This window comes from Agrobacterium vitis, from assembly GCF_014926405.1.
Classification (GTDB): Bacteria; Pseudomonadota; Alphaproteobacteria; order Rhizobiales; family Rhizobiaceae; genus Allorhizobium; species Allorhizobium vitis_H.
The window spans coordinates 751,340-777,145 of record NZ_JACXXJ020000003.1 but is presented as its reverse complement, the minus strand read 5'-3'; the positions used below and the strand labels follow the sequence as shown (position 1 = coordinate 777,145).

At 57.2% G+C, this 25,806-nt stretch carries 21 protein-coding genes; 15 read left to right on the top strand and 6 right to left on the bottom strand.

The annotated features are described in order from the left end of the window. Positions 1-138: 138 nt before the first annotated feature. From IEI95_RS04900 to IEI95_RS04890, 3 genes are all read right to left on the bottom strand, one after another. The gene (locus IEI95_RS04900; RefSeq protein ID WP_070165695.1) at positions 139-1,314 is read right to left on the bottom strand and encodes an extracellular solute-binding protein; all 1,176 of its coding nucleotides are present in this window, start codon (positions 1,312-1,314) and stop codon (positions 139-141) included. A 194-nt stretch (positions 1,315-1,508) separates the two neighbouring features. After that, entirely contained in the window at positions 1,509-3,254 is a 1,746-nt protein-coding gene (locus IEI95_RS04895) for a GH116 family glycosyl hydrolase (RefSeq protein ID WP_194416068.1), read from the bottom strand. Between the two features lie 16 nt (positions 3,255-3,270). Continuing rightward, the gene (locus IEI95_RS04890) at positions 3,271-4,269 is read right to left on the bottom strand and encodes an ROK family protein (protein ID WP_234934163.1); all 999 of its coding nucleotides are present in this window, start codon (positions 4,267-4,269) and stop codon (positions 3,271-3,273) included. A gap of 524 nt (positions 4,270-4,793) precedes the next feature. On the opposite strand from IEI95_RS04890, the gene IEI95_RS04885 reads away from it, so the two are divergent. From IEI95_RS04885 to IEI95_RS04815, 15 genes are all read left to right on the top strand, one after another. Then, entirely contained in the window at positions 4,794-6,695 is a 1,902-nt protein-coding gene (locus IEI95_RS04885; RefSeq protein WP_194416066.1) for an ABC transporter substrate-binding protein, read from the top strand. A gap of 218 nt (positions 6,696-6,913) precedes the next feature. Further along, positions 6,914-7,900 carry an ABC transporter permease gene (locus tag IEI95_RS04880; protein ID WP_156617074.1) on the top strand — a complete coding sequence of 329 codons (987 nt, stop codon included), beginning with the start codon at positions 6,914-6,916 and terminating at the stop codon, positions 7,898-7,900. A 9-nt stretch (positions 7,901-7,909) separates the two neighbouring features. Beyond that, a complete protein-coding gene (locus tag IEI95_RS04875) occupies positions 7,910-9,049 on the top strand; it encodes an ABC transporter permease (RefSeq protein ID WP_194416063.1) in 1,140 nt (379 codons plus the stop codon). A gap of 8 nt (positions 9,050-9,057) precedes the next feature. Beyond that, entirely contained in the window at positions 9,058-10,092 is a 1,035-nt protein-coding gene (locus tag IEI95_RS04870) for an ABC transporter ATP-binding protein (RefSeq protein ID WP_234934162.1), read from the top strand. Next, positions 10,089-11,120: an ABC transporter ATP-binding protein gene (locus tag IEI95_RS04865; protein ID WP_194416058.1), complete on the top strand. Its 1,032-nt coding sequence runs from the start codon at positions 10,089-10,091 to the stop codon at positions 11,118-11,120. Before IEI95_RS04870 ends, IEI95_RS04865 begins: the two co-directional genes overlap by 4 nt. A gap of 156 nt (positions 11,121-11,276) precedes the next feature. Then, positions 11,277-11,933, top strand: a complete 657-nt coding sequence (locus IEI95_RS04860) for a response regulator transcription factor (RefSeq protein WP_156532776.1) — start codon at positions 11,277-11,279, stop codon at positions 11,931-11,933. Positions 11,934-11,936: 3 nt separating this feature from the next. Continuing rightward, complete coding sequence (locus tag IEI95_RS04855) at positions 11,937-13,319, top strand: sensor histidine kinase (protein WP_194416056.1); 1,383 nt, start codon at positions 11,937-11,939, stop codon at positions 13,317-13,319. Between the two features lie 177 nt (positions 13,320-13,496). Next, positions 13,497-14,201, top strand: a complete 705-nt coding sequence (locus IEI95_RS04850) for an MtnX-like HAD-IB family phosphatase (protein WP_070147680.1) — start codon at positions 13,497-13,499, stop codon at positions 14,199-14,201. A gap of 13 nt (positions 14,202-14,214) precedes the next feature. Next, the gene (locus IEI95_RS04845; protein WP_156532684.1) at positions 14,215-15,627 is read left to right on the top strand and encodes an aspartate aminotransferase family protein; all 1,413 of its coding nucleotides are present in this window, start codon (positions 14,215-14,217) and stop codon (positions 15,625-15,627) included. Between the two features lie 4 nt (positions 15,628-15,631). Then, the gene (locus IEI95_RS04840; protein WP_194416054.1) at positions 15,632-16,585 is read left to right on the top strand and encodes an arginase; all 954 of its coding nucleotides are present in this window, start codon (positions 15,632-15,634) and stop codon (positions 16,583-16,585) included. After that, positions 16,582-16,935 (top strand): DMT family transporter, encoded by a 354-nt coding sequence (locus IEI95_RS04835; protein WP_156532685.1) that lies wholly within the window; start codon positions 16,582-16,584, stop codon positions 16,933-16,935. Before IEI95_RS04840 ends, IEI95_RS04835 begins: the two co-directional genes overlap by 4 nt. After that, on the top strand, positions 16,932-17,813 hold the full coding sequence (locus IEI95_RS04830) for a fatty acid desaturase (protein WP_156532686.1): 882 nt from the start codon (positions 16,932-16,934) through the stop codon (positions 17,811-17,813). Before IEI95_RS04835 ends, IEI95_RS04830 begins: the two co-directional genes overlap by 4 nt. Beyond that, a complete protein-coding gene (locus tag IEI95_RS04825; protein WP_156532687.1) occupies positions 17,810-18,625 on the top strand; it encodes an alpha/beta hydrolase in 816 nt (271 codons plus the stop codon). Before IEI95_RS04830 ends, IEI95_RS04825 begins: the two co-directional genes overlap by 4 nt. Before the next feature lie 61 nt (positions 18,626-18,686). Next, positions 18,687-19,835, top strand: coding sequence for a GNAT family N-acetyltransferase (locus tag IEI95_RS04820; RefSeq protein WP_156532783.1), 1,149 nt, complete (start codon positions 18,687-18,689; stop codon positions 19,833-19,835). Then, positions 19,832-20,200 (top strand): EamA family transporter, encoded by a 369-nt coding sequence (locus IEI95_RS04815; protein WP_156532688.1) that lies wholly within the window; start codon positions 19,832-19,834, stop codon positions 20,198-20,200. Before IEI95_RS04820 ends, IEI95_RS04815 begins: the two co-directional genes overlap by 4 nt. An 8-nt stretch (positions 20,201-20,208) precedes the next feature. Here the strand turns inward: IEI95_RS04815 and IEI95_RS04810 are convergent, their stop codons facing one another. From IEI95_RS04810 to bcsA, 3 genes are all read right to left on the bottom strand, one after another. Then, a complete protein-coding gene (locus IEI95_RS04810; RefSeq protein ID WP_156532689.1) occupies positions 20,209-21,039 on the bottom strand; it encodes a MipA/OmpV family protein in 831 nt (276 codons plus the stop codon). A 211-nt stretch (positions 21,040-21,250) separates the two neighbouring features. After that, the gene (locus tag IEI95_RS04805) at positions 21,251-23,605 is read right to left on the bottom strand and encodes a cellulose biosynthesis cyclic di-GMP-binding regulatory protein BcsB (RefSeq protein WP_156532690.1); all 2,355 of its coding nucleotides are present in this window, start codon (positions 23,603-23,605) and stop codon (positions 21,251-21,253) included. Continuing rightward, positions 23,602-25,791, bottom strand: coding sequence for a UDP-forming cellulose synthase catalytic subunit (gene bcsA, locus IEI95_RS04800; protein ID WP_156532691.1), 2,190 nt, complete (start codon positions 25,789-25,791; stop codon positions 23,602-23,604). Before bcsA ends, IEI95_RS04805 begins: the two co-directional genes overlap by 4 nt. Between the last annotated feature and the right edge of the window lie 15 nt (positions 25,792-25,806).

Genomic DNA, 25,806 nt, shown 5'->3' with positions numbered 1-25,806 from the left:
GTTAATCTCCTGTCTGCGGAAAAATCATAAGTAAGCCCTCCCGGACCCAAAGATCCGAGGGGGGGAATATTGGGAAGACTGAGTATAGGCCCCGCCGCGCCAAGGCTCCGCGGGGAAAGGCTCTGCGGGGCAAAGGGCTCAGCCCTTGGCTGCGCCGATCTTTTCATCCCAGATGCGGAAGGCATCGACGATTTTCGATGGATCGAGCGGCACTTCCAGCGGGTTGTTGGCGATCCAGCCGTCATATTCCTTGCGGCCAAATTCGGCGATGGCGTCCTGGCTCTTCTGGGGCGCCATGGAAATCGTCACATCCTTGACCGCCGGGCCGGGATAGAAATAGCCATCATCAAAGGCAATCGCTTGTTGCTGCGGCTGAAGAATGAAATTGATCACATCCAGCAGGACGGCGAGCTTTTCTTCCGAAACACCCTTCGGAATGACGGCGTAATGGGCGTCGGTGACCCAATGGAAGCCTTTGAGGGTCGCCACCTTGGCCTCTTCCGGCACGATGCCGAGCACGCGGGGGTTGATGTCCCAGCCGGTGGTGGTGACGACGATATCGCGGGTACCTTCACCAAGCTCCTTCATCACCTGCGTGGTGCCAGTGCCATAATATTCGACGTTTTCGCCGATTGCCTTCAGGTAATCCCAGGTCTTGGCCCAGCCATTGACCGGATCTTTCGGGTCTTTATCACCCAGCAGGTAAGGAAGACCCATCAGGAATGTTCGGCCAGGACCGGAATTGGCAGGGCGGGCATACATGAAGCGCTTTGGATTGGCCTTGGTCCAGGCCAGCAATTCCTCGGCGGTGCCCGGCACCTGCTTGACCCTGTCAGGCATATATTCGATCAATGGCCCAGACGGATAATAGGTGACGACGACGCCCTGGTTCTGGGCCAGCGCCTGCATCTTGAAAGCCTGCGGCAGCAGGATTTTCTCAAGATCCGGCAGGTCTGCCTTATGGGCGGACAAATCAACCCAAAGCCCTTGAGAAAGGCCAGCGGCCAGCGCATCCGTTCCGGTCAGCACCAGGTCGATATCGACTTTTCCGGCTGCCTGCTGCGCCTTGAGCTTTGATGGCAGTTCCGGGGCAGGGGCCTTTGTGAAGGCAAAGCGCGACACCCATTGCGGCTTTGCCGCGGCATATTTCTCGAACATGCCCTGGGTCAACGCCAGATTGCCAGCCACGTCAGCGACGGTGATGGTGACAGGACTTGCCGGTTGTTTGGGGGCCGCCATGCCTAGACGCGGCAACAGGCCGAGCCCGGCAACACCAGCGGCCGTGCCCATGAATGTTCTTCTATTGATCGTCACCAACATATCCTCCCAGATTTCCACCCTCGGAAAGGGCTCCCGAAGATAGTGATATGTTAGTATGCGACTTGATGTCAACGTATAGATGCAGGCATATTACCGTGACGACATGTATCCTGCTATTCAGAGCTGTCCTGGGAGAAGGCAATAGGAGCCCCATAAGCCCGAAGAGCCATTGCTAATGGTTCCTCGTCTTAGGCGATGTGGCCCGCGGCAATCGCCGCTTCAACTTTTGGTCTATATTGCAGGATGGCGGCGGCATGCATGCCGGTCCAGCCCTGGAGCAGCGAGCCTCGGCCAAAAGGCGGTGAGAAATATTCGACGGAGCCGATCCAGCCGTTTTCAAGGCTGGTCTGCCACCAGCGCAGCATCGGATAATCCCAGCCGTCCATGTCGTATTTCAATCGCTGTTCGGCATAGAGGCCTGAGAGATAGGGCCAGTCTGAGCCATTGTGATAGCGATAGGCAAAGGCGGACTTGGCGCGGGTATCGGCGGGTCGCTTGAAGGGCGGCCAGGCGCACATCACACCCCAGTCGCCATAGGGCTGGTGGGCATTGTTGCGGGTCTCCAGCAAGGCCGCGACATGGTCAAGCACGGTTTTGGCGCGGTCATCCGACACGGCATCGAACCGTAGGAGAGTCAGGCTGTCGAGTGTGAGGTGATCCTCGACGAAATCACTTTTTAGGCCGTAATCTGCATACCAGCCATGGGGGGTGAGAAGCGCTTCGTCCAGTGATGCACGGGCGGTGATTGCCGTCTGCTTTGCCTCTTTGGCCAAAGCCTCGTCCTGATGGGTGCCGAATTCTGCGATTGCATCCAGCGCGCCGATCCAGAGCCCGAGATCATAGGCGACATAGCCATGGCGATAGACATTGTCCGCCCAGTCGCGGTCGTGCCGGGGCTTGACGGCCAAGCCGTTTTCGGCTGTGTCGAAGCCCTGATAGCGGCGGAAAATTGCTTCGATAGTTTTCCAGTGACGGGTAAGGACCGTTTTGTCACCGGTGGTGCTGATATAATCGCCAATCGTCAGGATGAAGAACAGCGGACTGTCGAAATGATCGCTCCACCAGTCGGTGCGCCGCAGATGTTCCATCTTATAGTCATCGGAAGTGGTGCGGAATTTCTCCCACTCCTCGCCCTGTTTCGGACCGGTCAGGATAACGCCGCTCGGGCTTTCACCATCGGGCTGGATGCCGGTCGCCAGCAGGTCGATCTGACCACGCACCGCCTCCGGCTCCAGATACAGCAGGGCCTGCAAGGTCCAGTAGCCGTCGCGGTAATAGGTGCGGCTCGGCGCGCTATAGGCCTGGCCTGCGGCAAGCCCCAGAAAGGAACCGTCTTCGGCACGGCGAATGCTGGATAGTGAGGCATGGGCGCTTTGAATTGCCATGCTGCGCATCAGCGGTGGGGCTTGGGGCAGCAGGTCGCAGCGCGTCACATGAGCCTTGCTCTCAGTGATGATCGTCTCGACTGGCAGGGTCATGCCCCGTTCGGCTTCCGCGTCGCTGGCACCTGCGGCAATGACGATCACGCCGTCGCCTTTGTCTTCGACAATGGCCACGCCCCATGGCGTGCGGATGATCCGCCTTGCCCCGCTGTGCGCCACTTTTTCCGGCTTGGTCAGCGTGCCCCACCAGGCGCAGCGGCGGGCCGGGCGTGTGGATTTCAACTGGCTGCCTGTTAGCACCAGAACAGGGGCGGATTGGGCAACATAGAGGCCATGGTCTTTGCCGGTCATTTGGTTCGGCGCGTAGATGAACGGGCCGGTCCACGGGTGAAGAGCGATGTTTGCGATCCGTCCGCAACCCCAGAGTGACAGTTCAAGCCGTCCTTCCGGCAGAAAATCACCTTGCAGGCGGGGTGCCATGAATGCCAATTGCAGGGGCAATTCGCTTTCGACAAGTCCGTCTGGCCGTGCCTTTGCCTTGGCTTTATCCATGTCTCTCCCCTGTCTGTTATAGGTTTTTCGCATCGGATTGTCCGGGATGCGGGACGCGGTTTTTCAAGGCCAGCGCCACAGCGCCAATCATCCCCGCCTGCACACCGAGCCTGCTTTGTTTCAACGGGCTTTCGAAGGGCAGCAAGGGTTTCAGATAGGTCTGCAAAAGCGTGAAGAATTCTGGCTGGGAGCCGATGCCGCCGCCAATCACCGTGACTGCCGGGTCCAGCAGCGCATGCACGGCGGCGATACCGATCGATGCCTGTTTTGCCACGCTATCGATAGCAAGCCGGGCCTGTTCATTGCCTGATCGCGCCAGCGAAAACAGTTCGGCAACGGTCCCGCCGTCTGTTGTGAACCTTTGGCGGATGCCGCTGGTGCCGACACCATCCTCGTAAAGCCCGTTTTCCGACAAGGGGGCTGTCTCATGAGGTGCCGCGCCCACAGGCAGGTAGGCAATTTCGCCAGCCCGGCCAGCGGCTCCACGCCATGGCTCTCCATCCAGCACGATGCCCATGCCAACGCCGGTTCCGAACGACACGAATACCAGTGAGCCAAGCCCTTGACCCGCACCTGCCCATGCTTCGCCATAGGCGGCGAGATTGACATCATTTTCCACCGTCACCGGGCAGGAAACGAAGCGCGACATCAGGTCCGCGAAGGGACGGTCAACCGGCAGAGCCAAATTGGGAGAAAGCGACGAAAGCCCGGTTTGAGGATCGACGGCGCTCGGAACGCCAATCACGACATTGTCCAGCTCTTGCGCCAAGGCACCGGCGTCTGACAGGAGAGAGGTAATCAGTCTTGCCATTTGCGCGAGAACGGGTGCATCTTCACCGTGCAGCGTAGGCTCTTCGCGTGTGGCAATGATCTGTTCTTGGGTTCGGGCAATGCCGGCCAGAATTTTTGTGCCGCCAAGGTCGATGCCAATGACCCAGCCAGGGACCCGGGCGCGGCCCGAGGCGTCTTCCCGGGGTCTTTCAATGGTGAGCAAGGGTTTGGCCGAACTGGACACAATTGCATTCCTTGTTTTGTTCGGTGTGTTGACGAACTATTTATGGGCTGGTTTTTGCCCTGTCAAGCCTGCTCCCTGAGAGGAAAGGAAATTCTAGGGTCCAAGCCAGGCCCTAGCCAATTCCTCAGGGCAATCGACAGGCAAAACCCAGGTAATCCCTGGTTGTCGGGCTTTTTCACATCTCCACGAATTAGCTTGACACGCCGTGGCAAATCCTATTTCGTTCGTCATGTCAACGAACCAATTAAGAAGTTTCAGGGCATTTGCATTCCGGTTTTGCCTGGCGGAGGTATCCGGGCAAGACGATGACATGCTGCATGATTGCGTCGGGTTTTCAGGATTCGAGCGGGACATTATGCAGGTAAAAGAAATGCTACAGCGATTTTGTGGAGTTGGTGATCGCACGTCGCTGTATTTCCCATCATCCGCCGTCTCACCTGCAAGGGAACAGCAAGGTGAATCCGGCCCGCGCAATTGCGTGAACCAAAGCTTGCGTTCACCGGTGGCCATCAGGAGGAAGTTCGATGCAGAAAAGCGTTTTGAAGTGGGTTGGCGGTGGGTTTGGCGTCATGCTGTCTCTGACCAATGCCTATGCGTTCGGCGAAGCGCCGATGCTGAAGAGCCAGGTCGATGCGGGCAAGCTCCCGCCGGTCGAACAGCGCCTTCCCAAGAAGCCTGCCATCATTCCTGTTTATAACGAGATCGGCACTTATGGTGGCACGCTTCGGCGTGCCTATAGCGGCATCGGTGATCGCATGGGGTCCACCAAGCTGATCGAAGAGCGGGCCTTGAAGTTGCAGCAATCGTCCGACGGCAAGGTCGATCTGGTGCAGCGTTTCGTTGAAAGCTGGTCGGCCAATGCCGATTCCACCGAATTTACCTTCACGCTGCTCGATGGCATGAAATGGTCCGATGGCGTGCCGGTCACGACGGAAGATGTGAAATTCTGGTATGAGGATCTATTCCTCAATACCGATCTCAATCCCAGCCCTCCCGGCTTCCTGTTTTCCGGCGGCAAGCCGATGAAACTCGACATTGTCGATGCGCATACGTTCAAGGTCAGCTTCGCCCAGCCTTACGCGCTGTTTCCTTATGTTCTGGCGGTTCAATCGACGGGATGGCCGGGCCTCGACAAGCCGAGCTTTATCCAGCCGGCCCATTATCTGAAGAAATTTCTGCCGAAATACAGCACGCCGGCAGAGCTGGATGCCATCGTCAAGGCCAAGGGGGTTCCCAACTGGCGCGCGCTTTGGGATTTGAAGGGCGTGATTCAGGCCTGGTGGTTGAATCCGGATCTGCCTGTCGTGACTGCCTGGAAGGTCGTGACGCCGCCACCGGCCAGCACCATCGTTTTTGAGCGTAATCCCTATTATTGGGCAACCGACAAGGCCGGTAATCAGCTTCCCTATATCGACCGGATCGAAGCAAAGCTTTTCCAGGACCATCAGGCGGTCAACCTGATGATCGTTCAGGGCCAGATCGACTTCCAGTCGCGGTTTGTTGAAGCGCGGGATTATCCGCTGCTCAAGGAAAACGAACAGGCGGGCAATTACACCGTTCATCCTTGGAAGAGCGGTGAAAACCTGGCGATTATCCCCAATATCAACGACACCGACGAGGTGAAACGCAAGCTGTTTGACGATATTCGCTTTCGCGAAGCGTTGAGCATCTCGATTGACCGCGAAGCCATCAACGAGACAGTGTTTTCCGGTCTGGCCATGCCAAGAGCTGCCGCGCCAGCCAAGGGATCGCCCTATTACGACCCCGAATTCGAGACCAAGTGGACCGGTCTCGATATTGATCGCGCCAATACGCTGCTGGACGAAATCGGCCTGAAAAAGGGTAGCGACGGGTTCCGCACCGGGCCGGATGGTAAGCGCCTCAGCCTGGTGATTGAGACGATTGACGAGAATATTCCGCCTGAGATGGTTGAGGTTATCCGTCAGGGATGGCAGCAGATCGGCATTGAAGGGCTGATCCGTTCGGTTGATGAAACCGCCAGCCTTCAGCATATCAAATCCGGCAATTTCGATATCATAACCGCCTATGCCGACCGGTTGCTGATGCCGCAGGCCGATCCGACCCTGCTGCTCGGTCGGGAATCCTATGCCAACGCTTATTTCGAATGGTATAATTCCGCTGGCAAGAGCGGCACGGAGCCGCCGAAGGATCACCCGATCCGCAAGCTGTTTGCGGCCTGGACTGCCGCGTCAAGCTCCAAGACCGTGGATGAAGCCAACCAGCATATGAAGGACATGATCAACGTCATGAAGGACAATGTCTGGATGATTGGTCTTGTCGGCGAATCTGTCACGCCCTTCGTCGTCAACAACAAGATCGGCAATTTTCCCGATGTGATGACCAACGAAGAAGCCCTGCGCAATGAAGGCAATGCCATTCCGGCGCAGCTGTTCTTCAAGAAGTGATTGTTAACGGCGGCCTTGCGTCTTTGCAGGCCGCCGCAAATTTCCGGGTGGGCGAAGACGCGACCGAACAATGCAATATCAGGGCGTGACGATGGTCGTGCATCATCGCGCGCAAGGGTTGCAAATATTTCAAATTCATCAGCGGTTTGAGATGTCGGCAGAAGGAATACGAAGCGTCATTTTCAATGACGCTTCGTCGGAATGGTCGGGAGAAAGTGATGACATCCTATATCTTGAACCGGTTTGCCTGGGCCATTCCCATGCTGTTTCTGGTGTCCATCGCTGCCTTCACGGTCATCCAGCTGCCGCCGGGCGATTATGCCACAGCCCTTGTCGCGGAAATGCGGGCGAATGGCGACACTCCGCCTGAGGGGACCGAGGAACGGTTGCGCCATCAGCTTGGCCTGGATCGTCCGATGTATGAGCAATATTCGCAGTGGATCGGCAATATCGTTCTGCATGGTGATTTCGGCACCTCCTTGACCTACAATCAGCCGGTCTCCAACCTGATCTGGGGCCGGTTGGCCTTGACGCTGGCAATCTCCTTTTCATCGCTGTTGCTGACCTGGGTGATCGCCATCCCGATTGGGGTCTATGCAGCCGCGCGCCAATATTCGTTCCTCGACTATTTCTTCACCGTGTTCGGCTTTCTCGGCCGAGGTTTCCCGGAATTCCTCTCGGCCCTGATCCTGATGTGGCTGGCCTATTCCTGGATGGGCATGAATGTTGGCGGGTTGTTTTCGCCGCAGATGCAGGATGCGCCTTGGAGCATCGCCAAGGTCATCGACATGCTCGGCCATCTATGGATACCGCTGCTGGTGCTTTCGACCAGCGGTGCGGCTGGCCTGATCCGCATCGTGCGCGCCAATATGCTGGACGAGCTGAACAAGCCCTATGTCGAGACCGCGATGGCGCAAGGCCTGACGGAATGGAGCGTCATCTGGCGCTATCCGGTGCGGGTGGCGCTCAACCCGTTCATTTCCACCATTGGCTGGGCTCTGCCAGCGCTGATTTCCGGCGATGTCATCACATCCGTGGTCTTGAACCTGCCGACCACCGGACCTCTGCTGCTGCGCGCGCTGCAAAGCCAGGACATGTATCTGTCGGGAAGCTTCATCCTCATTCTCGGCGTCTTCACGATCCTCGGCACCATCGTGTCCGATATCCTGCTTGCGATCTCCGATCCGCGCATCCGCTACCGATAGGAGCAGACCATGACCGATGTAACGCTCAACGACATGGACGAGGCCCGGCCCGAGGCGGGGCGCGCGGAAAAATTATATCAAGCCAGCCCCCGGCAATTGATGTGGTGGCGGTTCAAGCGCCACAAGGTGGCGATGGTTTCGGGGATTATCCTCATCCTGGCCTATCTGGTCACCGGACTAGCCGAATTCACGGCGCCCTATGATGCCTTCCAGGGCAATGCCCGCACGACATTGCTGCCGCCCCAGGCACTGCATTTGTTTGACGAGGAAGGAAATTTCCACGGCCCCTTCGTCTATGCGACGACCCGCACCCGCGATCCCGTAACCTTGAGGCCGATGTACAAGCCGGATACGTCGAAGATCGTGCCGATCCGATTTTTCGTCCGGGGACAGACCTATCGGTTCTGGGGCTTGATCGAGGGGAATCTTCGTCTGTTTGGTGCTGCGGGGCAGGACAAGATCAACCTGCTCGGCACCGATACGCTGGGACGCGATGTGCTGTCGCGGCTGATCTATGGCGGACGCATCTCGCTCTCGGTCGGGTTGATCGGGGTTGCCGTCAGCTTCGTTCTCGGGCTGACATTGGGGTCGATTTCCGGCTATTTCGGCGGGATCACCGATAATATCGTCCAGCGCGGCATGGAGTTCCTGCGCTGTATTCCAACCATCCCGCTGTGGATGGGCCTTGCCGCAGCTCTGCCGATCACCTGGGACCCGCTGTTTGTCTATTTTCTCGTGACACTGCTGTTGTCGCTGATCGGCTGGACCTATGTGGCCCGCACCGTACGGGGCCGGTTCCTGTCGGTGAAAAACGAGGATTTCGTGCTGGCCGCCCGGTTTTGCGGGACATCTGAAGCGAAGATCATCACCCGGCACATGCTGCCTTCGATGACCAGCTACATCATCGCGGCGCTGACCCTTTCCGTGCCGGACATGATCCTTGGGGAGACAGCATTGAGCTTTCTCGGCCTTGGCCTGCGTCCGCCGGTGGTGAGCTGGGGTGTGTTGCTGCAAGAGGCTCAAAACCTGCGGACAATCTCGCAGGCACCCTGGTTGCTGGCACCGGGGGCGGCCATCGTCATTGTCGTCCTTGCCTTCAATTTTCTCGGTGACGGCCTGCGCGATGCAGCCGATCCCTACAGCAAATGAGTGACGTGATGACCGCAGAGAACGAAAAGCCTGTTATCGAGATCGAGAATCTCAAGGTTCACTTTCAGGTCCGAGAAGGCGTGGTCAGGGCAGTGGATGGCGTCAGCCTGAAACTCATGCCGGGCGAAGTGCTTGGCATCGTCGGGGAAAGCGGCTCCGGAAAATCGATCACGGTGCGGGCAATCATGCAATTGCTGCCCAAGGTCGGCAAGATCTCCGATGGCCAGATTCTGTTCAACGGCGTTGCCGGCAAGACGACCGACATCGCCCGGCTGGATCGCAATGGCCGCGACATGCGTGCCCTGCGCGGTGGCCGGATCGGCATGATCTTTCAGGAGCCGATGACGGCATTGTCGCCGGTTCACACCATTGGCCATCAGGTGATGACGCCGATCCTGCTGCACAGCCAAGGCAGCAAGGCGGATGCTGAAAAACGGGCACGAGAAGTGCTCGATATGGTCCGGCTGCCGCGCATCGATGAGATGATGCGCAGCTATCCGCACCAGCTTTCCGGTGGCATGCGCCAGCGCGCCATGATCGCCATCGCACTCGCCTGCCGGCCGCAGGTGCTGATTGCCGACGAGCCGACGACAGCTCTGGACGTGACCACCGAGGCGCAGATCCTTGATTTGCTCAAGGAATTGAGGGCCGAGCTTGGCATGTCGATCATCTTCATCACCCATAATTTCGGCGTGGTCGCCGATATCGCAGACCGGGTTTCGGTGATGTATCTCGGCAATGTCGTGGAAACCGGCCGGACCGAGGATATTTTCTACGATCCGAAACATCCCTATACGCGGGCATTGCTCAATTCTATCCCAAGGCTTGGGGCCGCGAAACAGCACCGGTTGAACACCATTCCTGGCATGATTCCCGATCCCTTCAACCTGCCTGATGGCTGCGTGTTTCACCCCAGATGCGGGCTTGCCAGAGACGGCGACTGTCGACGGATCTATCCAGCCGTCACCCGGATCGACGACGAGCGCATGGCTCGTTGTCATGTCGTCGCGGAAGCGATGCAAGCAGGGAGTGCCGCGTTATGACGGAGCTATCCATGGCGCCTGACCTCCTGATGGATGTTGCCGATCTGAAGAAACATTTTCCGATTCATTCCGGCTTTCTCGGACGCCAGACCGGTGCGGTGCGTGCGGTGGAGAATGTCAGTTTTCAATTGCGCAAAGGCGAGACCCTGGGACTGGTTGGCGAAAGCGGTTCGGGCAAATCCACCGTCGCCCGGCTGCTGCTGCGGGCTTTTCCGGCCACCGAGGGCCGGGTGACATTCCGTCGCCGCAATGGATCATTGATCGACATCGCCAAGGCGGGCAATGCCGAGATGCGCGAATTGCGTGACGAGGTCCAGATGATCTTTCAGGACCCGTATTCATCGCTCAATCCGCGCCTGCGGCTGTTGGAGATTATCGGTGAGCCGCTTATCAACAAGAAGGTGGCGAAATCGGAAATCGAGGACCGGGTGGCGGAGCTGCTGAAGCTCGTTGGTCTTCGTCCTGAATTCATGAGCCGTTATCCGCATGCCTTTTCTGGCGGTCAGCGCCAGCGCATTGGCATCGCCCGGGCGCTTGCCGTCAATCCCAGTTTCATCGCCGCCGACGAAGCCGTGTCGGCGCTGGATGTCTCGGTCGCGGCCCAAGTCGTCAACCTGATGCAGGATTTGCAGGAACAGTTCGGCCTGACTTATCTGTTCATCACCCACGATCTGTCAATGGTCGAGCATATCGCCAACCGGGTCGGGGTGATGTATCTCGGCAGGCTAGTGGAAATTGCCGATACGGCAAGTCTGTTCGACACGCCGCGCCATCCCTATACCGAGGCCTTGCTGTCATCTGTGCCGCAGCCGGATCCCCGCGCCAACGCCGCCAAGAAACGCATCATCCTTAAGGGCGAAATCCCCAATGCCGCCAAGCCGCCCTCCGGCTGCGTTTTTCACCCCCGCTGTCCCTATGCGACCGATATCTGCCGTCAGGTGGAGCCGCAACTGGAAGCGCTAGATGGCAGCGACAATGCCGTGCGTTGTCATCGTGCCGCGGAACTGGATCTGGCGGGCGTTCGCTGAAAGGCTCACGAAAGGCGATGCCCCTGCGTTGATCCAGGTCCTTGCGCAAATGTGACTCGATTTGCAGCGCAAACTGTGCAGTAGAATGCGTGATTGGCCTGGCGCGGACGTTTGGACGTTTCTGTGCTAGGCAAAGCATATGTGAGAGTATCGGCATTGCGGATTCTGGTTGTCGAAGATGATGTCATTCTGGGCTCTTCCCTGAAGAAGGCCTTTGAGAAACATGCCTATGGCGTGGATCTGATGCGGGATGGCGAATCCGGGCTGCTTGCCATTCGGGATAATGACTATGCTGTTGTTATTCTGGATGTGAACCTGCCGAAAGCCAGTGGTTTCGAGGTTGTTAGAGCCTTGCGCGCCAGCGGTAACAAGGTTCCGGTCCTGCTGTTGACGGCGCTTGACAGTATCCGCTCACGGGTCGAGGGGCTGGATGAAGGGGCCGACGATTACCTGGTGAAGCCTTTCGATCTTGACGAGCTTCTGGCGCGTGTGCGGGCGCTTGCCCGCCGATATGAAGGGCGCACCGAGACCTTGATCCGTTGCGGCAATGTCGAGCTTGACCCTTCCGCGATGATCGCCCGCCAGAACGGCACGCCCCTGCATGTGGCAGGCAAGGAGTTTCATCTGCTCAAGCTTTTGATGGAGCGCGCTGGGCGCTACGTCACCAAAAGCGATATCGAATACGCCCTCTACGATATTTCGGCCATGGTGGAGAGCAATACGATAGAAGTGACGATCTACAGTCTGCGCAAAAAATTGGGCGCCGATTTCATCAAATCCATCAGAGGCGTCGGCTATATGGTCGAGCGGTGACACGTGACACTCAGTCAAAGACTGTTCCTGAGAATTCTGCCGACGCTGATCATTACAATCGCGCTTGTCGGCGCCTTTGCGTATCGAAGCGCCGACCGCGAGATTGAAAATATCTATGATGCGGAGTTGATCAACGACGCCAACACGCTTTGGGTCCTGCTCAATCATCCGCTGGCCAAGAATTCGGACAAGCCGATTGTCCAGATCCCCGATCTGGATTTCAACATGGACGACCAGCTGTCCCTGAACGAAGATGCGGATGATTACGCCGATGCCCACGCCTTCCGGGCCTGGAAGAATGGCCGCCTGGTCATGGTCAGCAGCAATTCCTTTCCCGAATCCGTCCCGGAATTCAAACGCGGCTTTTCCAATTTCAAGATCAACAATGAAGCCTGGCGGGTCTATTCCCTGCCGATCCCCAATTCCGAAGTCACGATTGAAGTGGCCGAGAAAATGGCGCTGCGCGACGGGTTGGTCGCCAATATCATTCTCAATCTGTCCTTTCCATTGATGATCCTGGTTCCGGCCATCGCCATTGTTGTGTGGTTCGTCATTCATAACGGCCTCAATCATATCCGGGTGCTTGTCCGCCAGATAAGGTCACGGACGCCGGACGATCTTTCGGCAATTTCCACCGATGGTCTGCCCCGCGACCTCATTCCGCTGGTCGGCTCGCTCAATCAGTTCATGGAAAAGCTGCGCATATCCCTGACGCTTGAGCGCCGCTTTGCCGATCTCGCCGCCCATCAATTGCGCACGCCGCAGGCGGGCATAAAGCTGCTGCTGCAATTGATCGAGCGGTCGGATTCGGAGGAAGAGCGTCAGGCGCTGATGAAGGATCTGACCGCCAGCAATGAGCGGGCGATGCATCTGATTGAGCAGATGCTCAATCTGGCCCGCGTCAGTCATCAGCCTTTGAACCTGCAACAGACCAACCTGTTCGATCTGGTTGCCAAGGTGTTGGCGGATTTCGGGCCGGTCTTTAACGAACGGCGGTTGCAGGTTGAACTTTCTGGAGATGAAGAGGCGCTGGTGGCGACCGACAGCAGCTTGTTGCGAATGATGATCGACAATATCGTTGATAATGCCATCAAATATTCGCCGGATGCCGGTGCAATCGAGGTTGTGATTACGTCCAAAGAGGACTGCTGGTGCGTTTCAGTCAATGACAGCGGACCGGGCATTCCCGTTCAGCATCGCGACAAGGTTTTTCAGCAATTCTACCGGTTGCCAACAACAGAGCGTGAGGGCACCGGGCTTGGCCTTGCCATTGCTGCGGCAATTGCGGGCCGCCTTTCGGTTGATATCGAACTGGGTGTGCCGGACTGGGGCTATGGCTTGCGCATAGACCTGCTTGTGCCAGCGGGGACGCTCACTGCGGCTTGATTGGCGGGTTGCAGTCATAGGATGCAAATAAATGATTATAAAGTATAATTTTTAAGTCAACGAGGACACCCCAAGGCTGGTTGGCAAAAAATCGACATTTAAGTTTCACTTCATTTTCGTCTAATCCAGCTTTCAGGTCCGGGTTCTAGGGTTCCTTCACAGATTGAAGGAACCACCATGCAAGCTTTCTGCGATTTTGACGGCACGATATCGAAACAGGACGTCACTGACCTCGTCCTGGAGCGGTTCGCCCTGCCTGAATGGACCGACATCGAACAACAATGGGAGGCTGGCGAGATCAATTCCGCTGAATGCATGCGGGCTCAGATCCGTCTGCTTCAGGCCTATCGGCATGAGATCGACCGGTTTCTGGGCGAAGTCGAAATCGACGCAGGCTTTCCAGAATTCCGCCGCTTCTGCATCCAGAACCATATCCACCTGACCATCGTCAGCGATGGCGTCGATTATTTCATTCGCCGCGTTCTCAGCCATCACGGCATCACCGATATCGAGGTGATCGCCAACCGGATGCTGGAACCCTCCTGCGGCAACCCGACGGTCTTCGATCTCGACCACCCCTTTGCCCGCACTGGCTGCCTAACCGGATCGGGTGTCTGTAAATGCAATGTCATCCGGTCTGGCGATGCGGATCATATCTACATTGGCGATGGCCGCTCTGATTTCTGCGTTTCCAGCCATGCCGCCAAGCTGATCTTTGCCAAATCCAAGCTGGCGGTCCATTGCCAGGAAAACCGGATCCCCTTCATCGCCTACCGCGATTTCACCGATATCACAGCCGCACTCAAGACCCTGAAAACCAAGTCCCTGGCGATTGGGGCTGGTGCTGCTGTGACGACTGTTCCTGCATCAAAAATAGCTTAGGGAAAACAAGACTATGCGTGCAACGCTCAAGATTGCCGAACCACCTGTCGTCTCGCCTTCAGAAGACGAGCTGAGACAACTCGAGAACCTCTATTGCTCTCACGGTGATACCGTCCACTATACGGATAAGCCAAAATTCTTCGAAGGCTGCGAAGGCTCCTTCGTCTACGACGCCAGCCAGACGCCGTTTCTCGACCTGCAAATGTGGTACTCAGCCGTCAATTTCGGCTATCGCAACGAACGGCTGAACAATGCGGCCCATCGGCAGCTTGACCAGCTTCCGCAGGTGGCCTCCCAATATCTGCACCGCGAAAAAGTCGAATTGGCCGCGCTGATTGCCCGCGATGCGGAACAGAAATTTGGCCATAAGGGCCGCGTCCATTTCAATGTCGGCGGCTCTCAGGCTGTCGAGGATTCCCTGAAGCTGGTGCGCAATTTCACCGGTGGCAAAAGCCTGATGTTCGCCTTTGAGGGCGGCTATCATGGCCGCACGCTGGGCGCGAGCGCGATCACCTCGAGCTATCGCTATCGCCGCCGCTACGGCCATTTCAGCGACCGCGCCCAGTTCATCGAGTTTCCCTATCACTTCCGCGGCCCGAAAGGCATGTCGAAGGAGGAATATGGTGAGGTCTGCGTCCAGAAATTCGCCCGCCTGTTCGAAAGCGAATATAACGGTGTCTGGGACCCCAAAGCCGGTAAGTCCGAATATGCCGCTTTCTATGTCGAGCCGATCCAGGGCACCGGCGGCTACGTCATTCCGCCGATGAATTTCTTCACCGGTTTGAAGAAAGTGCTTGATGACCACGGCATCCTGCTGGTCGTCGATGAAATCCAGATGGGCGTCTACCGCACCGGCAAGCTGTGGTCCATCGAGCATTTCGGCGTGTCGCCTGATGTTCTGGTGTTCGGCAAGGCCATTACCAATGGTCTCAATCCGCTGTCCGGTATCTGGGCGCGCGAGGAAATGATCAACCCGACGATCTTCCCGCCCGGTTCGACCCATTCGACTTTCGCCAGCAATCCGATGGGCACAGCCGTTGCGCTCGAAACCATGAAAATGGTCGGCGAGGGTGATTTCGGTGCCAGCGTCATGGAAAAAGGCGCTCGCTTCCTCGATGGATTGAGGGTTCTCGAAAAGCGTCATGCCATCGTTGGTGATGTCGATGGTCTCGGCCTCGCCCTGCGGATGGAAATCTGCAAGGAAGATGGGTTTATCCCCGATAAGGCAACGCTCGACTGGATGTCCGACGAAGGCATGAAGGGCGATCTGGTTGTCGATGGCAAGACCTATGGTCTTGTGCTCGATGTCGGCGGTTACCACAAGAACGTCATCACGCTGGCTCCCAACCTGATGATTAGCAACAGCGAAATCGATCTGGCGCTCACCCTGCTCGATCAGCTGCTGACCCGCGCTGCACGGAGATAGAGCCGTGCAACTCCTGCTTCTTCATCTCGACGACGCGCTGGAGTTGCAGCCTGAATTCATGCGCTCTTGCAAAATGGCTGGCGCGCATGAACTCAACGAACAGCAAAGCGGCAGGGCGGTGCGTCTCTGGGGTCGGCAAGCCGCGCTCGATACGCTCTGGAGCAAGATCAGCCAGGCGGGACGGCAGGGATCTGCCGAACCGCGCCTCTGCTTCATGGGGTCGGGCGATTTTCACCATGTCACATCACTGCTGATCGATCAGGCGCTGGAAAGCCGCAGCGAGCGAGTGACCGTCATTCATATCGACAATCATCCAGACTGGGTGCATTTCGACGGTGGCATGCATTGCGGCTCCTGGGTGAACCGCACCCTTGCCAATCCGCAGGTCGATAAAGTCATCACCATCGGCGTCTGTAGCAATGATCTGGAGACGCCCGAGCGCAAGGGCGCAAATCTCGACCTGCTCGCCAGTGGGCGGCTGGAGCTTTATCCTTATTCGCATCCGCCAAGCCGGGTGAAGGCCAGTTACGGTTCCGGGCAATCCTACCGGCAACATGCCCGTAACCTCTATTGGCAAACCATCGCCGAAATCGGCGAGATGAATTTCATCGACCGGTTGCTGGCCAGTATTCAGACCGACTGCGTCTACATCACTCTGGACAAGGATGTTCTGGTTCAGGGCGATGCGGTGACCAATTGGGACCAGGGGCAAATGCAGATGCCCTATGCCCTGTCGATCATCAGCGCGATCGGTGAGCGCTACCGGATTATCGGTGCCGATGTGACGGGGGATTATTCCCGTCCCGATTATAGCGGCACTCTCTGGACCCGGATGTTGAAAAAGGGCGAGATCCTCATCGATCAACCCCGCCATACATGTTCCGGTCCACAGATCTGCACCATCAACAGCGCCGCAAACCTCGCGCTGCTGGATGTCTTCGGGGAGCAGATGCGATGAAGCAGGGGCTCGATCTATCGATGCTGGCGCTGATCCTGTTCTGTATCCTGACGGAGACAGGCCGCGAAATCTGCTTCAAAAAAGGCGCAGGTGAGGGGGATGTCAGACATATGGTCCTGCGGCCTGTCGTCTGGGCCGGGATCTGTTTCTGGCTCATCGAACTCCTGGCCTGGAGCCGGGTGCTGGCCAGTGTTTCGCTGTCCATCGCCTTTCCGATCATGGCGATGAGCTATGCCACCATCACGATTGCCGGTGCGGTGATCTTCAAGGAATCCATCAACCTTCGCCATGCCGTCGGGGTCGCGCTTGTGACCGCCGGTGTGGTCTGTGTCGGAGCAACAGGACTATGAAACTCTTTGCCTATTCAAAATGGGATAGTATGTCTGTCGCAGCAGCATTGCTGCATCTGGCCTTCAATATCTATCTGATCGCCGGGTTCGAGAGTCGGCCGTTGTGGCTCTCCTTCGTGCTGGCCTGCCTATATGCGCTGTCGATTTCCTGGAACATCAACAGCATTTCCCATAACTTCATTCACACGCCCTATTTCAAGCCGCGCTGGATGAATTATGCCTTCAGCCTGCTGGAATCGATCACCATTGGCTTTTCTCAGACCTATTATCACTGGGTCCATATGCGCCACCATTCCGGCAATAGCGACCGTCCGGATGAGAGTGGCAAGACCGTCGATCTGCTGTCGATCTACAAGCATGGCAAGAATGGCGAGCCGGAAAATGTGTTTTCCTACACCTTTCTGAGCTTCTTCCGGGACGATCTGGGCGAAATCCATCGGGCCATCGCTGCCAGGCGGCCATTTGAAGCAAAGTGGGGCCGGATCGAGCTGATCGCCTTCATTGTCGTCGCACTGGCGGCCCTGGCCTATGACTGGAAGGCGACGTTGTTCCTCGTGCCGTTCTATTATCTCGGCAATTGCCTTTCGTCTCTCAATGGTTACTACGAGCATCTGCACGGCGATCCGGAGGAGCCGATTGCCTGGGGCGTCAGCAGTTACAAGAGCTTCTACAATTGGCTGTGGTTCGGCAATGGTTATCACGCCGAACACCATTACCGGCCCAAAACCCATTGGACGCAATTGCCGCTGCTGCATGACCGCATTAAAGACGAGCAGGAAAAGGCTGGTACGCATGTGATCAGCACCTGCCACGCGCTCGGCTTCATTGCCAAGGAGAACCTGGCCAAAGAGACCATGCCAGGCGAGGGCGTGCGATGAGCACCGATGCGCTCTCGTTTTTTCAGGAAGGCAGCAATGGCAGCGGCATCCTCCTTGTCCACGGGTTGACCGGGGCGCCTGCGGAGATGCGGCTGGTCGCCCGACAATTGCACCGGCGCGGATATTCGGTTTATGCCCCGCTGCTGGCAGGCCATGGAACGGACGAAGCAGCCTTGCGCAAGACGCGCTGGCAGGATTGGCTTGAGAGCGTTGAGGAAGCCGGACAGGTTCTGGCCTCACGGGTCGATGCGGCCTTTGCCGCTGGTATCTGCGCCGGTGGAAAACTGGCGCTGATGGCGGCGGACCGCCAGCCATTGACCCTTCGTGCGGCGGCCATCTATTCGCCCTGTTTCCATTATGATGGCTGGGACATTCCCCGCCATTACAATTTCATGGCCCGCAATATCCGCTGGCTGGCGAAGATTCCGTTCCTGGACCGGCTTAGCTTTCACGAAACCCGCTCGCTCGGCATCAAGGACGACCGGTTGCGCAACAAGATTGCCGCCATGAATGGCGACGGCGTGCTGGAGAGTTTTCCTGGGAAGGGATTGGTGGAAATGGACAAGCTCGGGCGGGTTTTGAAAGCCCGGCTGCCTTTGATGCAGACCCCGACGCTGATCGTTCATTCGCTTGAGGACGATGTCAGCAGTCCAAGCCATGCCCAATATATCTCGTCGCATCTTGGCGGGCCGCGCGAACTGCATTGGCTGCGGGACAGCTATCATATGATCCATATGGACCGCCAGCACCGGCACGTCGCAGATCTGACGGCTGATTTCTTTGAGGCTCATTATGTACCGAACCGAGCATAACATGCCCGAAAACATGGCGGTGAAATCTCCGACCCCAGACGATGTCATGCACAAGCGCGTGATGCTTGATGTGGTGCGCGGTTTTGATACTCGCATTGCAACCTCCATTGCCGATATTGATCGTGATGAGTGGGACCATTGTTTTCCCGGCGAACCTGAGGCTTACGACTATCTGCTGACCGTGGAAACCGCCGGGATATCAGGCTTCGAGTGGTGTTATGCCACGGTCTATGAGGGCGGTTATCTTGTGGCGGCGATGCCAGCCTTCATCACCCGCTATGCCTTGGACACGACGCTTGAGGCAGGCCGCGTCCGCGACGCGATCGGCAGGCTGCGCCGCATCTTTCCGAGATTTCTGACCCTGCCGCTCGCCTGCCTGGGCTCGCCTTGCACGGAGACCGGCAATCTCGGTTTTCACCCCTCCGTCAGGCCGGAACGTCATGAAATGCTGTTTCAGGCGCTGTTGAGCGGGTTTGAGGATTATGCCAGGACACGAAAATGCGTGCTGGGTGCGCTAAAGGATATTCCACAGCCGGTGGATGCCGGGATTGACCGCGTTATTAAGCGCCATGGCTATGAGCCACTGGGCGGCATGCCGACCGCCTGGCTTGCCATCGATTTCAACGATATCGACAGTTATTTCGCCCGGCTGTCATCGTCGACGCGCAAGGACATGCGCCGCAAATTACGGTCGCGCGAAAAGGTCAGGGTCGAATACCACACGCAATTCGGTGACCACCTGCCACGGATCATGCAGCTTTATAACGAGACACGGACCCGCAGCGAATGGCAGTTCGAACAGCTAACACCGGCCTATTTCGAAGGCATCCTGAAGACTATGCCTGGTCGATCTTTCTGCACCCTGTATTTTGTCGGGGACGAACTGCTGGCCGCCAACCTGATGGTTCATAACGATCACACCCTGATCGACAAGTTTTTCTGCATGGATGAAAAGACGGGCCGCCCCTACAATCTCTATTATCTCAGCTGGTTCGAGAATATTGGCTATTGCCTGAAGAACGGATTGACGCGCTATCAAAGCGGTCAGGCCTATTATACTAACAAGGTACGGCTGGGCAGCAGGCTAACGCCGAATGAAATGTATTTCCGCCACCGCAATCCCGTCGTTCAACGTCTTTTGCGCATAGTCGCGCCCTATTTCGCCGCAGATGAAGCGAGCGCAGTTCAGTTGAGTGAGGGCGAGGCATGAAACTGCTTCGCCTGTCATGGCTGGCCGTGCCGGTACTCAACACGGCCCAGCAGATGTTTTTGAAACTTGGCGCAGATCAGGCCGATACCGCGCATGGATCGGCGTTTTTCGAACATGTCTTTCTGTCGCACTGGTTTCTTGCCGCAGTCGTCGCGGAAATCGTCTGTTTTATCGTCTGGATGTCGGTACTGGCCGATCTGCCGCTCAGCAAGGCATTTCCCCTGTCTGCTGTCAGCTATGTGCTGATCATGGCGATGGCCTGGTTCATGTTTGACGAACCGGTCACGCTCTTAACACTGATCGGCACGGCGACAATTCTGGCTGGCGCCTGGTGCATTGCGACGGCGTCAAAGTCTGGGACCTGAGGCTGCACTCAAAATGAAATATCGAAGGATTTGTTGAAGGCAATTCCAATGGTGTTCTGGTTTCTGGTCCCGAGCTCAGAGGTAACAGGGGAATCGGCGGCATCGCCCACCAGCCGCTCGAAGCGATTATAGAGTTGCACCGACATATCTGGTGAAATCGCATAGGTGGCCGAGACGGTAAAGCCCACGGATTTGATCCCGGCGCTCGCATCGAAAGCATTGATGCGGCCATTCCGGCTGGCCTCGGCAGCGGAGACGCCGAAATATTTGTTCATATAGGATGTGTCACCAAAGGTGGCCCTCGGCCCGGCGGACAGCAGCCATTTTTCCGAAAGCGGCTGAAACCAATCCGAGCCGATATCGACGACCAATCCACTGCCATTTGACAGCGCCTGGCGGATTTCCGAGCGCACCCGCCAGACATCCGGCTTAATCCAGTATTGGACGAAGACACCGGCATCGATATCAAATTCGACGTTTTTCAGCCCGTCGAGATTGGTCGATTTGGAGGAGCGGCTGTCACGAAAGCCAACGACCGGCCCCACTTCAAACCCATGCCCACTGAATACCGTATAATCCAGATTATCATCAGGTGCTGAATTTTCCTCGGGCTCTCCGAACCGACGGATATCGAAGGAGGGAATGACCCCGAACGTATATTGCTTGGAACCGGGATAGCTGGGCGCCAGTTCGACCGCGCCTCCAAGCGTGACTGTCCAGCGGCTCTCCGTATCGGCACTCGTGTCGGCGGCGTGACTGCCACAGGCAGAAAACAGCATGCCTGACAGACAGCCGACAACCACAGCAGCTTTAGGATTTGCGATGCGAGACAAAACCATCCGTCCAGAAATGCCCTCTGTCGAACGGCAGTGGCAAAGTTACAGGTCGGTAATTTTATTGAACTGTCAGACCGCCCCGGTCAAGGACATTACGATATCCGCACCGATTCCCCCGTGCTTCCTCAAGCCAAGGTGGATTTGAAGTGACAGTTCTGCTGGTTGAATACCATGTTACGGCGAGAATGGTTTTTCCAGCCAATCCCAGAAAGGCTTAACTCTTGTCTGAGCCGTGGCCGCGCCCCAGCAGCGCCATCAACGCATTCGTGGCAAGCCCCAGCAGGATGGCGCACAGGACGAGCCCGCCCGCATAGATCACGAAATTGCCGGAGAGCCAGTTTGCCGCGACCAATCGCATGTTGCTGATGCTCAAGGGCTGCATCGACAACAGGCTGACACTGGTCGGCTCATTGACGACGATCTCCTGTTTCCTCGCATCGTAAACGCTGACGCGGCCCGAAATCGCGGTCCAATTGCGAAGATCGGCGATATCGACCGTGCCGGTTTGTAACAATGCGCGATCAGGGGCGCTGAATGTCGTCAGGATGGCACCGTCGGCATCGACGGATTGGGACAGAAATGCACTGGATGCCTGGGGCAATGTATAGGCGGCCTCGGCACTCGGCCACAGGCTGACGGTCGCCAGATTGAGATCGAAGGTTTCTTTCATCCAGGTGTCGACGCTGGAAAAAAATTCCATGACCGTGCCGGAATCAATTTTGTCGCGCCAGGATTTGAGCTTTACGTCGGTGCTGAGATCGCCATCTCCGGCACCCTTGGTTTGTAGCTGCACATTGGTAAATGCCTGGGGTGGAAGGTCCGGTGCGGCTCCGATGAAAATCGCATTGCGACCGGAAAAGCGTGGGGGCGATGACGCCATTTCGAGTGCAAGGGTTTGCCGGGCCGATGCGGCAAATTTGCCGAGCACGGTTGCGGCGGCGGCCAGTGTCACATCGTCATTGCGGCCCAAAACAACCATTGTCGGGGTTTTTGCCGCAGCAAAGGGAAAGCCGAGACCCGCTGTTGCAGCGAGATCGGGGGCCTGGGTCAGATGCGCGATCGGTGGCATGACGAATTGCGAAGAGCCGAACAAGGCAAACCGCGCCGTTTTGTCCGCTGTCTCACCAGGTGCGCAGACGCTGTCCTCCTGGGTCATCATCACGGCTTCGAGCCCGATGACATTCACGCCCGGATGAAAATGGCGCAGGGTAACGCGGATCGGATAGTGTCGGAGAACCGCGCCTCCTTTGGACGTGATCGGAACGGTGGTCGCCAGATGACCGTTGACCGATACCACGATCTGGCTACCCGGCAAGACCTTGCTCGAATAGGCGGCGTCCAGCAATATGGTCGCGGTCCCATAATGGTTGGCATAGAAATCGGCTGGCATGCCCACCGTGAAATCCGTGAAAAAGCGGCGACCTGAAAACTCCTGGTCGGGAAGACCGAGCGCGGCAAAGGACAGCGCCCCGGCCTTGTCCAGAATAGGTGTATCGACGCCGCGCCAGGCCGAGGTTTTCAACATCCGCCGCTCGCCGTCTTGGGCAAACTGGACAAAGTTATCGGCAATCGCTTTGATGTCGCGCCAATCCGGGCCGCTGAAGGCGAGGACCGACACTCCTGGCCGGCCCGGAAGCGCCATGAAGCCAGCCATCGTGCCGTTCAGCTTTCTGGCGTCTGTGTTTACGGCATTGTTTATGCCGATCAGGCCCGCCATTTGCGATGTTGTGGCCGCCACGACCACAAGTTCCCCAGGCGCCGGTCGTGCTGGCATGGTTTTCGTGAAGCTGAAGGAGCCATTGGCCACGCCGCTCAGCAGTGACAGGCCTTGGGCCAACTGGAGCAAAGCGGGGGTGGCAGATGGCTGTTCGAGATCCGGTGAAACGATGGTGAAATGGCTGCGGCCTTTTTCATCGACACCAAGCGCGCGCACATCGTCGAGACGTTTCATGCCGTTGGCGTCAGGGTCCGCAAAGGTCAGATAGGTTTTTGATGCATCCACTTCCGTCCACAATTCATAGGTGGATTGGATGGTGCAGTCGGTGCGGTGCCGTTGCTCTGCGGCAAAACTGATCCGGTTAAAGCCCGGAACAAGAACGCCTCGCGGCACGGAAATTGTATTTTGCTGCGCAGACTGGCCGCCTCTGATCGGCAGGTTTAGAACCGGCGTGTCATTGATGGTGATAAGAATGTTAGAGGCTTCCGGCGCAACCACCAGCGCGTTGCTATAGCTCAGCACCAGCTTTGCATCGGCTGAGGCTTGTTCCGGTGTCAGATAAATCGACATCGCCTGCCGGGCCAGTTCGCCTTGCAGCTTGAGAACCGGTGTTGTCAGCAGGTAACGGCGTGACAGGCTCTCGCCTTGCTGTTGTGCCGGGCGGTTGGACAGGGGAATGCCGGGGATCGGCGTAGTCGGGACGGGGACAGGTGCCTTGGTCGCGGGCAGGCCGGGTATCGGCGCGCCCGGCATTGTATTGCTTTCGGGGCTCATGTCGAAAGGCGCCATCTGGGCAAGTGCTGACCCAGCGCTGGCCAAAAGCATCAAAATCAGGGCAAAAGCTGTTTTCAATGTTCGCCCTCCTGCTTTGCGTCGTTTTTGGCTTTCGAAGAAAGCAGCAGGAGCAGATAATGCAGGCCACGCAGTGTCTGTGTGAGAGACAGGCGCAGGAACATCCAGGCTCCTCCTAAAAGGCCAGGATTGCGACGCCGCGACTGTTGAAACAGGCTCCACTGCTGGGCATTGGCAAAGATCAGATCAGCGATGAATTCATGATGGCGCACGGTTTCCGGGAGATAGCGGCAGCCGATTGAGACGATGTCACCATTAAATTGAAAATGACGGATATTGACAGGCAGTTCGGCCCATTGGTTTGTACCATGCGGTTGAAACGTCACGGCGGCCAAAGTGTCCCGCTTGAAGATTTCGCGGTCACGGGTAAAAATTTGCAGGCTGGCACCGTTGACCGACACATCATCGATCATTGCCGGATAGGTTTTTCCACCCACGGAAAACTCGCAGCGCCGGCTGACCTGCACACGACGCGACGACTGTCGCTCTCCCCGCTCCGAGACGACGCCCAGTGCGCATCCGGCCATGATCAGATTGACCAGGTTCCAGCCACCGACCACCAGTGTCACGTCAAACCGATAGGGATCGCTGTAGAGCCTGTAGACAGTCACTGCAAAGGCAAGCAGCAGGATGAAGAAAATCAGGAAAAACGGCCGGCTGATTTCCGACAGGCGGCTTTCCGTCACGCTTTCATCCTTGGCGGTGACCTTGAAGGTCGGTCGCCGTGGGTCCCACATCACAGAGAGGATAGCCGGCAGCAGATGTATCGATTGCACATATTCGTAAAGCTCCGAAATCCATGGCCAGCGGAAAGAACCATAGAGGTAGTTCTGAACCATCAGGTTCACGAGCATGTAGGACAGGGTGTAGGCCATGAACTCACCACCCGAGCCCATGAAAATCTGCAGATCGAAAAACAGGTAGAACAGCGGCGCCATCAGGAAGATTGCCCGGGGAAAAGGAAACAGCCAGAACATCGTCGATGACATGTAGCAGAGCCGCTGCGGCAGGGTCAGCCCGCGCTTGAGTGGTGGAAAACGGAACAGCATGATCTGCATCATGCCCTGCGCCCAGCGGCTGCGCTGGCCGATGAAACTGGCAAAGGTGGCCGGTTGCAGGCCAGCGATTAGCGGCATATCGACAAAAATGCTGTTCCAGCCGCGCGAATGCAGTTCAAGCGCGGTTTCGCAATCCTCGGTGATGGAAAGGCCGCTGAAGCCTTTGGTTTCAAGCAGGGCTTCGCGGCGCAGAACGGCAGCCGATCCGCAGAAAAAGGCCGCGTTCCATTTGTCGAGGCCGCGCTGGATAATGCCGTAGAACATTTCGTTCTCGCTCGGCATCTTGTTGAATGTATTGAGGTTCCGCTCAACCGGATCAGGGTTGATGAAGAAATGCGGTGTCTGGACCAGGAAAAGACGCGGGTCTTCCCCGAAATAGCCGACGGTTTCCTTGAGAAAGCTGCGGGCCGGAGCGTGATCTGCGTCGAAGACGGCGACCAGCTCTCCACTGGAGTGATCGAGACCGTTGTTGAGATTGCCAGCCTTTGCATGTTCGTTGCGCTCGCGCGTTAGATAGCGCACGCCAAGCTGGCTACAGAGCGCCTGGAGCGCCTGATGACGTTGTTCGGCGAATTTTGCCGCCAGCAGGTCGGTGGACTGGCGCTTCTGCTCCGTTGAGCCATCGTCCAGCAGCCAAACAGTGAATTTGTCGGCTGGATAATCGAGATTGCGGGCCGCAGCCAGCGTATTGGCCAGCAAGGCTTCGTCTTCGTTATAGCTTGGCACGAAGATGTCGACGATTGGCAGTTCTTCAGCGGCAAGCGTGCGAAAAGGCTTGCGTGGCGGCAGTGGCATGGACACCACGAACAGGCTGAGAAACAGCATCAGGACGCTGTACATCTCGGCCAGATAGACAAGCAGGCCGGGGATGAAATTTTCAAGCTGGTTGACCGGCGGCAAGGTACTGCTGGTGCGCCAATAGACATAACGCAGCACAATGGCCGTCGAGAGCGACAGAAAAACAATGCGGCCGCGGCCTTCGATCCGCATCATTCTCATCACCGAAACGATGATCAGAATGATGAATGTTGTCACCAGCTGTGTCCGGGTGTCGATGGGCAAAAATGTCAGAGCCAGCATCGCCGCCGCGCAGATCAGCCAGAGCAGGAAGCGGACCAAAAACACCATTGTCTAATCCTCGAA